This window comes from Paraburkholderia sediminicola (assembly GCF_046027825.1).
GTDB classification, from domain to species: domain Bacteria; phylum Pseudomonadota; class Gammaproteobacteria; order Burkholderiales; family Burkholderiaceae; genus Paraburkholderia; species Paraburkholderia sediminicola_D.
On record NZ_JAQQDU010000039.1, the window covers coordinates 19,321 to 33,347 of the forward strand.

At 60.0% G+C, this 14,027-nt stretch carries 11 protein-coding genes; 5 read left to right on the plus strand and 6 right to left on the minus strand.

Annotation, left to right across the window (positions count from 1 at the left end):
- Nucleotides 1-21 precede the first annotated feature (21 nt).
- Nucleotides 22-744, minus strand: coding sequence for a helix-turn-helix transcriptional regulator (locus tag PQQ96_RS21415; RefSeq protein ID WP_408296170.1), 723 nt, complete (start codon nucleotides 742-744; stop codon nucleotides 22-24).
- A gap of 364 nt (nucleotides 745-1,108) precedes the next feature.
- On the opposite strand from PQQ96_RS21415, the gene PQQ96_RS21420 reads away from it, so the two are divergent.
- Nucleotides 1,109-1,369, plus strand: a complete 261-nt coding sequence (locus PQQ96_RS21420; protein WP_408296173.1) for a DUF4148 domain-containing protein — start codon at nucleotides 1,109-1,111, stop codon at nucleotides 1,367-1,369.
- Between the two features lie 129 nt (nucleotides 1,370-1,498).
- Here the strand turns inward: PQQ96_RS21420 and PQQ96_RS21425 are convergent, their stop codons facing one another.
- The 3 genes from PQQ96_RS21425 to PQQ96_RS21435 all read right to left on the minus strand — a co-directional run bounded on the left by PQQ96_RS21425 (nucleotide 1,499) and on the right by PQQ96_RS21435 (nucleotide 5,558).
- Nucleotides 1,499-2,725 carry a M24 family metallopeptidase gene (locus PQQ96_RS21425; protein ID WP_408296175.1) on the minus strand — a complete coding sequence of 409 codons (1,227 nt, stop codon included), beginning with the start codon at nucleotides 2,723-2,725 and terminating at the stop codon, nucleotides 1,499-1,501.
- Between the two features lie 279 nt (nucleotides 2,726-3,004).
- A complete protein-coding gene (locus PQQ96_RS21430; protein WP_408296177.1) occupies nucleotides 3,005-4,063 on the minus strand; it encodes a beta-keto acid cleavage family enzyme in 1,059 nt (352 codons plus the stop codon).
- Between the two features lie 148 nt (nucleotides 4,064-4,211).
- Nucleotides 4,212-5,558, minus strand: coding sequence for an MFS transporter (locus PQQ96_RS21435; protein ID WP_408296179.1), 1,347 nt, complete (start codon nucleotides 5,556-5,558; stop codon nucleotides 4,212-4,214).
- Between the two features lie 231 nt (nucleotides 5,559-5,789).
- Between PQQ96_RS21435 and PQQ96_RS21440 the strand changes: the two genes are divergently transcribed.
- Nucleotides 5,790-6,800, plus strand: coding sequence for an AraC family transcriptional regulator (locus PQQ96_RS21440; protein ID WP_408296182.1), 1,011 nt, complete (start codon nucleotides 5,790-5,792; stop codon nucleotides 6,798-6,800).
- A gap of 116 nt (nucleotides 6,801-6,916) precedes the next feature.
- Here the strand turns inward: PQQ96_RS21440 and PQQ96_RS21445 are convergent, their stop codons facing one another.
- Nucleotides 6,917-7,846: a LysR substrate-binding domain-containing protein gene (locus PQQ96_RS21445; protein WP_408296186.1), complete on the minus strand. Its 930-nt coding sequence runs from the start codon at nucleotides 7,844-7,846 to the stop codon at nucleotides 6,917-6,919.
- A gap of 99 nt (nucleotides 7,847-7,945) precedes the next feature.
- On the opposite strand from PQQ96_RS21445, the gene glaH reads away from it, so the two are divergent.
- The 3 genes from glaH to PQQ96_RS21460 all read left to right on the plus strand — a co-directional run bounded on the left by glaH (nucleotide 7,946) and on the right by PQQ96_RS21460 (nucleotide 12,130).
- The gene (gene glaH / locus PQQ96_RS21450) at nucleotides 7,946-8,881 is read left to right on the plus strand and encodes a glutarate dioxygenase GlaH (protein ID WP_408296188.1); all 936 of its coding nucleotides are present in this window, start codon (nucleotides 7,946-7,948) and stop codon (nucleotides 8,879-8,881) included.
- The gene (gene lhgD, locus PQQ96_RS21455) at nucleotides 8,878-10,158 is read left to right on the plus strand and encodes an L-2-hydroxyglutarate dehydrogenase (protein ID WP_408296191.1); all 1,281 of its coding nucleotides are present in this window, start codon (nucleotides 8,878-8,880) and stop codon (nucleotides 10,156-10,158) included. Before glaH ends, lhgD begins: the two co-directional genes overlap by 4 nt.
- Before the next feature lie 244 nt (nucleotides 10,159-10,402).
- On the plus strand, nucleotides 10,403-12,130 hold the full coding sequence (locus PQQ96_RS21460) for a PHA/PHB synthase family protein (protein ID WP_408296194.1): 1,728 nt from the start codon (nucleotides 10,403-10,405) through the stop codon (nucleotides 12,128-12,130).
- Between the two features lie 24 nt (nucleotides 12,131-12,154).
- Here the strand turns inward: PQQ96_RS21460 and PQQ96_RS21465 are convergent, their stop codons facing one another.
- On the minus strand, nucleotides 12,155-13,450 hold the full coding sequence (locus PQQ96_RS21465; RefSeq protein ID WP_408296197.1) for an MFS transporter: 1,296 nt from the start codon (nucleotides 13,448-13,450) through the stop codon (nucleotides 12,155-12,157).
- Between the last annotated feature and the right edge of the window lie 577 nt (nucleotides 13,451-14,027).

Genomic DNA, 14,027 nt, shown 5'->3' on the forward strand with positions numbered 1-14,027 from the left:
GGCTGAGAAAGGAAGCTCAGTCTAGGAGACGATACTGTCAGATTCTGGCAGTATCGTGCGGCTCGCCAGGTGATTTACTTTACGCCACTCGCGCAGCAGCGCTGATCGTCTTTTGGGGTAGCGCTCCTCCATTTCCTCGACGTTCAAGATGCGGTCCGAGCGGAAATTCCGAAAGTCTGCGCGAAGCTCACACCAACACATCAGCACTCGGGCCTGGTCGAAATACACCAACGCAAATGGCCAGACTATGCGCTGCGAGTGAGCACCACTGCCGTCCACATAAGTAATATTAAGCTTTCGCTCTGCCCGGACTGCAGCGCGCAGGAGGTCCGACGAGACTTTATAGGCAGGCCTCTTCAACGGCGCACCGACTAACAGCGACGACTCCTCCAGTTCGCGACGCAGTTCGGTGGGCAGTACGGCGGCTATCTTCGCAAGCGCGCTCAGCGCGCCGTCCGAGAGCGTCTTGTCGCAGCGATCAGCCACCCAGCGCATGCCAAGAACCAAAGCGTCGAGCTCCTCTGAGCGGAACATCATTGGCGGCAGCATGAAACCCGGTTTCATCACGTAGCCAACGCCCGGCGCCCCCTCGATCATTGCTCCTTGCGCCTGCAAACTGGCGATGTCCCGGTATAGCGTGCGGATGCTCACACCGAGCTCCTCGGCCAAAGCCTGGCCAGGCACGGGACGTCGGTAACGCCGTAGCACTTGCAGAAGATTAAGAAGACGTTCAGAGCGGGCCATACGTTGATCCTGATATCGGCACTCAAAGTAAATCGACGACGCTATCGGCTACTTCGAACCGAATGCAACTGGTTGTTTCCAAACAGATATTGCATTGTTGACGATCTGTGTGGCCGCACGAGGCGCGCCTGGGCTAGCAGGTCGCATCGCCACGCCGCCGCTGTCGGTCTGGGTGCACACCCGCAACGGACGTTCGTTGAGCGTCCCACTCTCGTTCGCCCGAACACGATCAGTTCAAAATTCGCAACAGTGTATAGCTGGATTAGGTATTTACCCCAATCTACGCAACTTCTAAAATATCCACATTCGCAACAAACACATGCGTTTGTTGCTCAGATCAAAATAATCGCTGGAGGTAGTCATCATGAAGTCGATCATCAAGGCCTTTGCCATCGCCGCCCTCGTCGCCGCTCCGCTCGCTTCCTTTGCGCAGTCGAACCAGCCCGTGACGCGCGCGCAAGTCCGCGAAGAACTCGCCCAGCTTGAAAAAGCGGGCTACAACCCGAACGACTGGCTGAACTACCCGGCAAACATTCAGCGCGCTGAAGCCATCGTTGCGCAACAGAACAGCAACAACACGGCTTACGGCTCCGATACCAGCAGCACATCGCAATCAGGCAAGTAAGAATTCGGCCGGCTCGCCCGGCATGTTGAAACAGGCCCGCATCTCGTATGAGAGCGGGCCTGTGTTATTGCAGTCGGTATTCCGTCCCGAATTCCGGTGACTTTGCCCGGAAGCTTTCGCCAGTCGAAACTACGCGCCGCGAAATGGATCGTCGATGGAATATGCAGGTTCGGTAAACCACTTCGGTCCTGCCTCGGTCATGTAGAAGTGATCTTCGTGCCTCACGCCGAATTCGCCGGGAACGCAGATCATCGGTTCATTGCTAAAGCACATCCCGACATCCAGCGGCGTTTCGTCGTTCCCCACCAGATACGGCGCCTCATGCAAGTCGAGGCCAATGCCGTGGCCAGTCCGATGCGGCAAACCCGGTAGCTGATAGCCAGGGCCGAATCCATAGGTTTCCAGGCAACGTCTCGCCGCGCGATCGACCGCCGCACATGAAACACCCAACTGGGCTGCATCAAAAGCGGCTGCCTGCGCTGCCTTTTCTGCGTTCCACACAAATCGCTGCCGATCGTTTGCATCACCGAAGACGTAGGTGCGCGTGATATCCGAAAGATAGTTCTTGTATTTGCAGCCGGTGTCGATCAGGACCACGTCATTGCGTTTGAGAATTTGCGGGTCTTTGACCCCATGTGGATAAGAGGTTGCCTCCCCGAACAGAACGATGCAGAAATACGATCCTGCTGCACCCACTTTTCGGTGCGCACGGTCTATGAAGTCGCAAACCTCCACCGTGCTAATGCCCTCGCGCAAAATGCTTGCCGCCGCCCGCTGAACCTGCAAAGTCATGTCTTTAGCGGCCTGCATGATTGCAATCTCTGCGCGCGATTTATTCTTTCTCAAAGACCCAATCAAAGCGTCGGCGCAAACTAATTCATAATCCCCCGATAATTCCTTCAATCCAAAATAAACCGATGCGGAGGCGGTTCCGCAGATAGCAATTTTCGGGTGACTTCCGTGAACTGGCGCTATGCCGATCGCAAGCAAGGCTTTATAAAATGCCGCATACGCACTTTCGTCTTCGTGCCAGCACGTGACGTCGCTTTCAACCTTCATGCGATCGCGCAACGTCCTTTCCTCGAACCACGGCGCGATGTAGATCAAACTCCCCTTCGCAGGGATGATGGCGCCAAGAAGTCTTTCGCTGGGATGCCATTCGATGCCAGTGAAATACAGCAGATTAGTTCCCGCATTGACGTAAACCGCATCGACGCCGGCATCCGTCATATTTCTCTGCAATTGACTTATCCGCGCCAGGTGCTCGCCTGCACTGATTTCCTCAACGTCACGCGTATTTGGCAAGAGTCGCGCCAATGCCGTTTCCTGATCACACCCACCTACGCCGTTTGTCATTTTCACACTCGTTAATGAAACGGAACACGTTTCAGTTGTTCTGGACAACAGCCCCACTGGCGAAGGTTCGATGCCCTTACGGGCGATTCTCCGCGCCATGCCGGGTGCATGTTGTCCCCATTGACCTGTTTGCACAGTCGCGCATCCGCAACGCGTGCTAAGCATGGCCAAACTAGCATGAAAGAGGTTCGATTGGCTTGTTAGATCGGATCGTCATCAATGCAGATTCTTGCATAGCGCGAAGACGCGCCAGCCTCAACGCAATTAGCGCTCAATAACTCAGACAGCCTTGCGCAGAAAACCCTGATTGCCCCCGTTACGGTTGGGCGCGAAGCCGTTGGCCAACAGGGTCTCTTCCGCCGTGTCGTAGAACACGCCTATCTTGCTGATTTCGCGCGCCTGCTGGGCGGTGGCCACCTCACGGCCGAACTCGCGCGAGATGCGCACCAGTTGCTCGATCTGCTCGACTGTGCTGATCTTCTTGGTGCGCGTCTGGTTCCAGAGACAATCCTCGGTGCCGCAGCGCACATGCAGGCCCAGCGCAATGCCCATCATGTTGACCGGTAGCACGTTGCGCACCGAGCTCTCCACCGTCAGCACTGCGCCGTCCGGCGTGGCGCGCACGAAGTTGGCGAGGTTGTAGATATTCGGTGCGTCCATGCCGCCGCTGATCGCCACCCAGTTCATGACCAGCGGACCCTTGTAAATGCCGCGCCGAATCAGCCGTTCAACCGACTCGAAACTGTTGATGTTGTAGCACTGGAAAGCGCTCTGGATGCCTGCTTCGCTCAGGCGGCGGATGTGCTCTTCGGCCCAGCCGGGCTGCGCCGGCACCGTCATCTCCTTGTAGGCGTTGAAGATCGCGGGAATTTCCCTTGACGTGCCCTTGAAATCCGCCTCCTCTGCATGTTCGGTGACGTTCATCTGCGAGGTGTTGATCGTCACCGTCACCTGGTCGGGCTTGGGATCGAGTTCGGCCAGCATATGGCGCGTGTCGTCGCTTAGCCACCTGGCCGCGGCACCTTCGCTCTCCGGCGCGAAGCTGATCGAGCCGCCTACCTGGATGATCATCTCGGGCACACGGGCGCGGACGCCGGCGATCAGCTCGTTGAACTTCGACAGGCGCTTGCTGCCCTTGCCGTCGAGTTCGCGCACGTGCAGATGCAGCACCGTGGCGCCGGCGTTATAGCAATCCACGGCCTTCTGGATCTGCTCCTCCATCGTGACCGGGATATCCTCAGGGAAGTCGGAGGGCAGCCATCCTGGGGCATAGGGCGCGGCCGTGATGATCAGGGGTTGCTGGTTTTCAGGGTAAAGCGAACCGTCGAGAAAATTCATGCCATGTCTCCAAAGGCAGGTTGGGCGTAGGGAAAGAGCGCGGGGACAGTGGCGACGTTAATTGCGTCGCACCGTTGATGGATTGATTATTTCGGTGAGCAAATTATTGCGTTGGTTCGACGCGTCTCCTTGACCGCGTCCCCACCACTCAGACCGCAGTGCCGGTGCTCAGGGTGCCGGCGAGGGCTGGCTCCGCATCCAGCTTCACATCGGAGATCTGGGCCTCATCCGCGTCATAACTGCGCATTCCGATGACAAAAAGCACCGCGGCCAAGATGCTGAAGAGAGGAATAACGGCCAGTGCCTGCTGCAAACCCCATTGGTCGGACAGGACACCCGCCAGGAACGGGCCCACAGCCAGGCCAAACACGTTTTGAAACAGGGAAAGTACGGCCGCGCCGGTAGAGCGCACACCGGGGTGAATGACGTCCATGGCAACGCCGGCCACCACACCCACGGTGCAGTTCATGAAAAAGCCGCCAAGAACGATCAGCTTGAACTGTGCATCGCCCGTGTATGTGCCGCCAAACGCCACCACGAAAATCACCGATGTGATCACGCACAACACAGACAGCGCGGGCAGTTTGTTGCGCGGCTGGCGAACTGCCAGGCGCCCCACGACAATGCCCCAGAACGTGGAGCCCAAGGCGCTGACCAACACCACCGCCGCGGCCGCCTTGCCTGCAGCCTCCGGGGCCATGCCGTGGAAACGGTTCAGGTAGCTGGGTAGCCACGACCAGATGGCTGACACCGTAATCAGTTGTGCCGCCGCTCCAGCGCAAACCCACAGCAGCGTTCGCGTGCGTGCCAATGTGCCAAAGATGTGCTTGAGCGTCCCGCCCAGAGACTGGCTCACCTGATTCGAGTTTGGCTGCAATGCCACAGTCTTGTAGTCGCGCACGAGCAGATACAGCAACGCCAGCACGAGCCCAGGCAGCCCGACCACACCAAAGGCGGCCTTCCAGCCCCACCTGGCTGCGATCATGCCCCCCAACACCACACCCAGTACTGAACCCAGCGATGGAGCAGCGTAGAAGGCGCCGAGCGCGGCGCTGCGCAAGCGCTTGGGAAACAGTGTTGAGATAAGGGCCACGCCTACCGATCCATAGCCGGTTTCGCCCACCCCCACCATCGCACGCGCCACAAACAATTGACTGTAATTGGCCGTGAACATGCACGAGATAGTGGCCAGGCTCCAGGTAATCGCCATCACGACGATGCTCTTTACACGGCCCATGCGGTCTGCCACCAGCGCTACCGGCAATCCCCCCGCCCCCACCACGATGGAAATGATGGAAACCAGCGAACCCAGCTCCTTGTCACTCAGATGCCATTCGCTCTTGATGTGGGGAAATAGCGAGACGATCACCTGCCGGTCGATAAAATCGAAAAACATGAGCGCGAAGGTCATCGCAAATGCAAACCAGGCTTGCCGCCTACTCGTCAGGTAGTCGTCGTCGTTGCGAGCCTCCGGACCATCGGGTATCACGTGCATGCTTGTCTCCTGATATTTTTTAAATACCGGCCACGGTCCTGACGCTTCGCGTGTTCAGACGGCCTTGCGCAGGAGGCACTGGTTTGGTTTTATGTGCCGTGCCGGGTGCAAGCGCGTGGTTGTCGATCGGACCAATCAACCTGTGTAGTGTGGATGTGATGGGTTTCCCCCCGCTTGACATTACATGACAGGGACTTATCATTTTGTGCCAATCTTCCACTCGGTTTTCCGATGTCGTCACTTGTCCGCGCGGCGAGCTTAACCAACTACAGCGAGGTCGCTCGTGCGGCCGGACTGGACCCGGTGCGGATGCTGCTTGACGCCGGCTTGAGTCCGGGCGTACTGCGCGAGCCGGACCTCATGATTCCGGTCGAGCGTGTCGGACAACTGCTCCATGCGTCCGCCACCCAGTCGGGCAACGAGAGCTTCGGACTGTGCATGGCCGAGCCACGCCTCTTGTCCAACCTTGGGGCAGTGGGATTGCTGATCCGCGATCAGGCGACGCTGCGCGACTCGCTCGACATGCTGATGCGCTACCAGGGCTTGCTCAACGGTGCGCTATCGCTGGCGGTCGAGGAATGCGGAGACCTGGTCATCATTCGCGAGGTGGTCATAGCTGGCCGTGCGCATCAGCCCACTCGCCAAAGGGTCGAACTGGCACTGGGTGTCATGGTGCAGTTGATACGCCAGCTCCTCAAGACCGACTGGCAGCCGCGGCGGGTATGTTTCGACCATCCTGCGCCGCACGACGCGAGTACACACCACCGGATTTTTGGCGGTTGCGTCGAGTTCGACTATGACTTCAACTGCATCATCTGCGCGAAGAGCGATCTCGACGCACGCAACCCGTCAGCCGATCCGGCGATGGGGCGCTACGCGCAGCAGTTGCTAGACGCATCTGTCATGTCGCAGCAGGCGACCATGCTTGAGGACGTGCGGCGCACGATCCTGCTGCTGTTGCCCAGCGGACGCTGCGGCATCGAACAGGTAGCTGAGCACCTCGGCGTGGTATGCCGCACGGTCCAGCGCCGGCTGGCGGAACAGGGGCAGAGCTTCTCGTCGATCGTCAACGACGTCCGCATGGAACTCAGCACGCGTCATGTCATCGAGAGCGATCGTCCGTTGACCGAGGTGGCGACCCTCCTCGGTTTTTCCGCGCCAAGCGCATTCTCCCGCTGGTATCACACGCAATTCGGTTGCAGCGCCAAGGAGAGCCGGGCAACGCGCGGCGCAGTGCGCTAGTCGCGCTTCCGCGGTGAGGCACGTCAGGATCGAAGCGCACATCATGCGTTCCCTGGCCTCGAAGGCCCGCATGTGCAGGCTCAACGGCAGCCGACGATGACGACGGACGAGGCGCTCTAACGCGTCGTGCGGCGCGTCGCCTGGCGCTTCGCGGGGCCGCCGTATGACAGCGCTGTATCGATGAACCCCCGCACGCAAGGCGAATGCTCGCGAACCCGATACGCCACCGCGAGTTCGACCTGATCTTCAAAATCGCTTAAAGGTTTGAACACCACGCCGGGTTGAGCGAAGCCCTGGATGGACTGAGGCACGAGCGCTACGCCGTAGCCCGCCGACGCCATGCTCACCGCTGTAATGAAATCGTTGACCCGATACTCCGGTTGCGCATCGAAGCCACCGACGCGGCCGAGTCGGGCGAGATCTTCCGCGAAGCCGGCCGCCTCATTGAACTGCGGCGCAATGAATGACACCCCCCGCAACTCGGACGCCTTCACGGCTTTCGCGCGCGCGAGTGGGCTGTCCGCCGGCAGAGCAATCAGCAAGCGTTCGCGCTGAACGACTTTGGCTGTGACCCCATCGGGATAGTGCGCGCGGGGCCGGATGAAACCGACATCGAGGGTTCCATCCGACAACCGTTCCAGTTGCGTCGGTGTTTCCATCGCCACGATGTGCATGCGGACGTCCGGGCTCGCCATCCTGAATGCCCTGAGCGTATCGGGCAGCAGCCCGGTCGTCACGGCGGAGCCGATATAGCCCAGCGCAACGTGACCTGCCTCTCCTCTTGCTACCAGACGCCCGACACGGTCGGCGCGCTCCAGTTGCCGCAGTGCGGCCCTGGCTTCGACCAGAAAAACGCCCCCCGCATCGGTCAGCGTGATCGCCGCGCGTTTGTTGCGGTTGAGCAACCGTACGCCAAGATCGGTTTCAAGCCTTTTGATCTGCTCGCTGAGCACCGATTGCGCGATGTCGAGCCGGTCGGCAGTACGAGCGAAGTGCAAATCTTCGGCCAATGCGACGAATAGTCTGACTTGCCGGCTGTCGATCATTTTTAATCTCAAATTACGAATAAAAATGCAGTTTATACGTGTTTAACGAATCACAGACAAGGAGTCAAATAGCCCTACTCTCTTCCCAAGGACACCTTCATGAGCTCCGTCACCGCATTGCCGATGGCCGCACCGGTCGATTCGCAACTGAAATTTTCGATCGAACGTCATCCCCATCACGAACGTCTGCGTCATATCACGGTGCAACGTGACGCGTTGCAGAAGTTCTTCTCTTCAGTCAAAGACATCGACCTGCAGAACCTCGAATACGTGCCGTTCATGCGCTTTATGGTCGCGCACGCGCTCGAGCGCGCGGTCGGCAGCAGTTTCGCCTCCGCCCTCCAACAACTCGTGCGGGACCGATCCAGCGGAGGATTCACGCTGGGCGTCCAGGACGCGAGCACCGACCCGAGCGACTTCGTCCGTTTCGGAACGGCTGTCGGGTACCTGCTCGGACCGGCAAATCACGACGCGATGTCCGGCACGTATTACGCACGCTTCCTCGTGAAGGACACGGACAACAGCGACTCCTACCTGCGTCAGGCATACCGCCTGTTCACGCTGCACACAGACGGAACCTTTGTCGACGAGCCGACCGAATGGCTGCTCATGATGAAGTTCGCGGAAGAAAACGCGCTCGGTGGCGAGTCGCGCTTCATGCATATCGACGACTGGAGCGAGCGCGACACGTTCCTCGACGATCCACTCGGCACCCGGCCATTTCTCTACAAGGCACCTGGCTCAAAGAACGTCGACGCACAGGTCGAACGCCCGGTGTTCTTCCAGAACGAGTATGGTCTCGCGATGTCGTTCATCGATCAATTCGTGCAGCCTCGTTCATCAGCCGAAGCGGTGTATCTGCACGACTTGTCGGCGTCGATGGAAGCGTCGCCCGCGACGCGCGAAGTACCCCTTCCCGTGGGCGACCTCGTGGTCCTCAACAACTATTTCTGGCTGCACGGCCGGGCGCCGTTCCAGAAACATCCTGCCCTTCATCGTGAACTGATGCGCCAACGCGGAGTGTTCGCACAATGACGACCGTCCAGCATCACCGCGGCTATGACGCGGACGTCCTGATCGTGGGCGGTGGCATCGTCGGCGTCTCGACGGCCATGCAACTGATCGACCGTCATCCGGGCATCAGCGTGCTGCTGCTCGAGAAGGAGGCCTCACTCGCGGCTCACCAGTCCGGGCACAACAGCGGGGTCATCCACGCCGGCGTGTATTACGCGCCGGGCAGCCTCAAGGCCGAGTTCTGCAGGCGAGGCGCGGCCGCGACCTATGAGTTCGCCCGCCGCCATGACGTGAGGGTCGAGCAATGCGGCAAGCTGATCGTCGCGACTGAAGACGTCGAGATCGAAAGGCTGAATGCGCTCTACGCACGGTGCGAGCAGAACCGGCTCGAACCGGAGATGCTCGATGAGGCGGCGTTGAGGGAGCTCGAGCCGCGCATCGCGGGTCGCGCGGCGATTCGGGTGGCATCGAGCGGCATTGCGGACTATCCGGCCATGACCACCACGATGGCCCGACTCGCGCAGGAGCGAGGCGCGCAGATTCTGCTGAATCAGCGTGTCGACGCGCTGCACGAAGACGAAAACGGCATTACCGCTGAAACGTCGGGCGACCGCTTCCGGGCCAAACACGCCATCGTCTGCGCAGGCCTGATGGCGGATCGCCTCGCGAAAATGTGCAATGTCGATCTCGACTTCCGGATCGTGCCGTTTCGCGGCGAGTACTACCAGTTGCCCGCGTCGAAGAACGACATCGTGAAGCACCTGATCTATCCGGTGCCCGATCCCGCGCTGCCTTTTCTCGGCGTGCACCTGACGCGAATGATCGGAGGATATATCACGGTGGGTCCAAACGCGGTGCTGGCGCTGGCGCGCGAGGGCTATCGCTGGCGCGACGCAAATCTGAAAGATCTCGCCGGCATGGCAGCCTTCCCGGGTTTCTGGAAGATGCTCGGCAAGCACGGCGCATCGGGACTCATCGAGATGCGCAACTCGCTGTGGAAACGGGGCTACCTCGAACTGTGCCGCCGATACTGTCCGGAACTCGAACTGTCCGACCTCGAACCTTACCCGTCCGGCGTACGCGCTCAGGCCGTGATGGCGGACGGCAGCATGGTGCATGACTTCCTGATCCGTTCGTCGCAGCGCAGCCTGCACGTATGCAACGCACCTTCTCCGGCGGCGACCTCCGCGTTGCCGATCGGCGCCTATCTCGTCGACGAGTTCGACAAGCGTTTCAATCTTGCTCCACTGACTCGCTCGCACTCGTCAGACCAGGTGCATGGCCTGGCGATCGGTTAAGCACACGGCCGGACGATTTGCTGCATTGGAGATTGAAGGGGCGTGCCTGTGCATGGCGTGCGCCATGCGTATGACTTTGGGTCGCAGCCCGTGCGCACGGTGCATACTTGCAACACAAGCCGCGGCGTATTGAGCCGGGACAAGAATCTGAGGCTTGACCCATTCAATTCAGAAGCTCGTTAGCCGGGACTCTCGCCGCCAGGCGGGAGTCAGGAGATGCTGACGACGGAACTCAGGAGATAGCATGGCTGCCCCGTTCAATATGCCGGACGAGTTCGTTCAGGGTTTCTTCAAATCCGGGCAGAGCCTGCTGCACGCCTTCACCGGCCTGAGCAGTGATGCCCCCGCCAGCGCAGGAAGCGCGCCCGAGCCGGCGTTGGCATTGGCCCAGGCGCAAGCCCGTTACTGGCAGCAGCAGATGGCCTTGTACATGGGCATGCTCGCGAGCGCCACCGGGATCCCCGCCGAGCCGACCGTCCAGCCCGAGCGCGGCGACCGGCGGTTCCACGCGGAAGCCTGGAACAACAACGCCTGGTACAGCCTGCTGAAACAGACCTACCTGCTCAACTCGCGCCTGCTCAACGACATGGTCGAAGCGGCGGGCCTCGGTGAGAAGGAAAAGCACAAGCTGCGTTTCTACGCGCGCCAGTTCATCGACTCGATGAGCCCGGCCAACTTCGCCGCCACCAACCCCGATGCGATGAAAACCGCGCTAGAGACGCACGGCGAGAGCGTGCGTGCCGGTTTCGCCAATCTGCTCGAAGACCTGAAGCGCGGCCGGATCTCGATCACCGATGAAACTGCCTTCGAGGTCGGCCGCAATGTGGCCGTGTCCAAAGGCTCGGTGGTCTTTGAGAATGAGCTGTTCCAGCTGATCCAGTACGCACCGCTCACCGACGAGGTCGCCGAGCGGCCGCTCGTGATCGTGCCCCCTTGCATCAACAAGTTCTACATCCTCGACCTCCAGCCGGAGAACTCGTTCGTGCGTTTCGCGTGCGAACAGGGGCAGACCGTGTTCCTTGTGTCGTGGCGCAATCCTGACGCGGAACTGGGCCACATCACCTGGGACGATTACATCGAAAAGGGTGCGATCAAGGCGATCGAGGTCGGACGCGCGATCAGCGGCGCCGACAAGGTCAACGCGGTTGGCTGGTGCGTGGGCGGCACGATCCTGTCGTCGGCGCTCGCGGTGCTGCGCGCCCGGGGCGACGAGCCGGTGGCAAGCCTCACACTGCTCACGACCATGCTCGATTTCAGCGACCCGGGCGATCTCGGTGTGTTCATTGACGAACAGGGCGTGTCGCAGCGCGAGCAGACCATTGGACGCGGTGGCATCTATTCAGGTGGCGAACTCGGCTTTGTCTTCCAGACGCTGCGCGCCAACGATCTCATCTGGCCGTATGTCGTCAACAACTACCTGAAGGGCGGTGCGCCGCAGGCGTTCGACCTGCTGTACTGGAACGCCGACGGCACCAACCTCCCCGGGCCGATGTACGCCTGGTATCTGCGCAACATGTACCTGGAAAACAACCTGTGCAAGGCAGGGCGGCTCTCGATGTGCGGCACGCCGGTAGACCTCGGACGGATCGACATGCCGAGCTATATCTTCGGCACACAGGAAGATCACATCGTTCCGTGGCAGGGCGCGTATCGCTCGACGCAACTGGTGGGCGGCGAGACGCAATTCGTGCTTGGCGCGAGCGGACATATCGCGGGCGTCATCAATCCGGCGTCGAAGAACAAGCGCAGCTTCTGGAGCGACGGCACGCTCGGCGATGACCCACAGGCATGGCTTGCGTCGGCGAAGTCGCAGCCGGGAAGCTGGTGGACGCACTGGATGAACTGGCTGAAACCACATGCGGGCAAACAGATCAAAGCGCCCAAGCGGGCCGGCAATGCGAAATACAAGCCGATCGAGCCCGCGCCGGGGCGCTACGTCGCGAGGCACCCACCGGAAGTGATGGGTGCGTGACGTCAAATAACACCGGCAGCATGCTCAGCCGCGCCGCGCTTCCGCGATGTGACACCACCGGCCAATGAGGTACACCGTTAAGGGCAGAACTGCCGCGAGCGGAAGCCAGCGCAACGCGCCTTGAAGACCAACCGAGTCCGCTATCACACCGGTGAAAAAGGGACCCGCGGCAAGGCCTAATATATTGTTGAACAGCGTCAGGGTGGCAAACGCCGAGCCATGGATCGAGGGCGGTGTGGCCCCAGCAACAATCGCGCTACATGTGCCGAACGAACTGGCAAGGAAAAACACCGCGGGCGCAAGGAGCGCGAGTTGCAGATTGCCCGGTGGCAAGCGGAACGCGATCGCCAGCAGGATGCCGAGCACGAGGCAATAGCCAATGGCCATGTTCCACCGCTTAAGCGACGAGTCTCCGCTGATCCGGTCGGTCACCACGCCGCACAGGAGTTGGCCCATGCCGCTGACAAGGACAAGGCCGGCCGCCACGACGGCAGCCTTGCTGACAGGCATGCCCCAGTAGCGATTCAGGTAGCTGGGCAGCCACACGAAAAGCGTGCCCTGAATGAAGACCTGCAGGGCGCTGCCGAGGTATGCACAAAAGACGGAACGGGACGGAAACAGGCCAGAGAGAAGCGCCCGGGGCGTCAGTTTCACAAGCCCGTGCAGCGGGGTTCCGCTCGCTTCGTCCGGACGAGCCCGCGTGAGCCTTTTTTCCGTGACGACGAAGAAGTAAATGATCACCAGCGCAAAACCGAAGATCGCCATCAGACTCATCGACCAGCGCCAGCCCAGGTGAGTCGCAATGATGCCGGAAAGCGAAACACCGAGCACGGACCCAAAGGCAGCGGCAGACGTAAAGCCGCCGGCAATGGTAGAGCGCAGATGCTTGGGAAAGACGCCCATGAGCATTGCGAGTCCGACACTGCCGTAGGCAGCCTCGCCGACACCAACGAAGATACGCGCGACGAACATCTCGTGATAGCTGCTGGCAATCGCGCACCCGAGCGTGGCAACACTCCAAAGCGCAGCCATCAGTGCAATGCTTTTGACACGTCCCCAGCGGTCGGCGAATATGGAAAATGGGAGTGTCAGCACGCCAACGGCTAACGGCACCACGCCGCTAATCGAGCCGAGTTGTGTATCGGACATCTGCCACTGTACTTTCAGGATCGGAAACAAGGCATTGAGCGCCTGCCGCGACATGTAGTCGGACAGCAAAAGTCCAAACATCAGTGCAAATACCACCCACGCGTAGGCTCGGGCGCCACTGGTAGCCGCAGCCGGTTCGGACGGCGCTACGCTACTTGTATAAAGGTTCAATTCTGTCTCCTCCAATGATTCACTAGATTCATATTGAATCGTGCCGCTTGATGTCGTCTGGTCCGTGCGAAGCAGGACCTCTACGTCAAGACCGGCAGTGGTTTCTGCTGGCCTTCAGCATCGCCGGACGCTTTCTTTGTGTCGCCGTGCGCGCTTTGGATTTCGACGCTTATTTCAAGCATCCTGATGATAAGTGTTGCGCTGAAGCCCCCTTGCGGGCGCAACGCTCCAAACGATGGACACTGATTTCAGGATAGCACCGGGAATTATTTTTGGCGACATTAATTATTAGATGCACGCGAAACGTCACGCCTGAGCGCAGAGACGCATTGTTGCGAAGCGGCGTAAACCGGAAGCGACGCTGAGGTTGCCATATTAAGGGCACGACGAAACGCGAGCACGTGCGCGACTTGCTGACCAACCTGGTTCGTTGTCAACGCCGGCTGTTTCGTCGGTTCTGATGGACGTCTGGTATCTCACGTGCGATCTGATGCTGTTCAGCGAATCGCTAAAGAAGAACGGCTATTGCCCGCTATGCGTCAACCCGCAGGTGGACGGCTCGGGCGCAAGATCCCCG

What these genes read in the sequence shown, in the direction of transcription:
- PQQ96_RS21415 (WP_408296170.1), bottom strand. Translation starts at nt 744, where the DNA reads ATGGCCCGCTCTGAACGTCTTCTTAATCTTCTGCAAGTGCTACGGCGT.
- PQQ96_RS21420 (WP_408296173.1), top strand. Translation starts at nt 1,109, where the DNA reads ATGAAGTCGATCATCAAGGCCTTTGCCATCGCCGCCCTCGTCGCCGCT.
- PQQ96_RS21425 (WP_408296175.1), bottom strand. Translation starts at nt 2,725, where the DNA reads ATGACAAACGGCGTAGGTGGGTGTGATCAGGAAACGGCATTGGCGCGA.
- PQQ96_RS21430 (WP_408296177.1), bottom strand. Translation starts at nt 4,063, where the DNA reads ATGAATTTTCTCGACGGTTCGCTTTACCCTGAAAACCAGCAACCCCTG.
- PQQ96_RS21435 (WP_408296179.1), bottom strand. Translation starts at nt 5,558, where the DNA reads ATGCACGTGATACCCGATGGTCCGGAGGCTCGCAACGACGACGACTAC.
- PQQ96_RS21440 (WP_408296182.1), top strand. Translation starts at nt 5,790, where the DNA reads ATGTCGTCACTTGTCCGCGCGGCGAGCTTAACCAACTACAGCGAGGTC.
- PQQ96_RS21445 (WP_408296186.1), bottom strand. Translation starts at nt 7,846, where the DNA reads ATGATCGACAGCCGGCAAGTCAGACTATTCGTCGCATTGGCCGAAGAT.
- glaH (WP_408296188.1), top strand. Translation starts at nt 7,946, where the DNA reads ATGAGCTCCGTCACCGCATTGCCGATGGCCGCACCGGTCGATTCGCAA.
- lhgD (WP_408296191.1), top strand. Translation starts at nt 8,878, where the DNA reads ATGACGACCGTCCAGCATCACCGCGGCTATGACGCGGACGTCCTGATC.
- PQQ96_RS21460 (WP_408296194.1), top strand. Translation starts at nt 10,403, where the DNA reads ATGGCTGCCCCGTTCAATATGCCGGACGAGTTCGTTCAGGGTTTCTTC.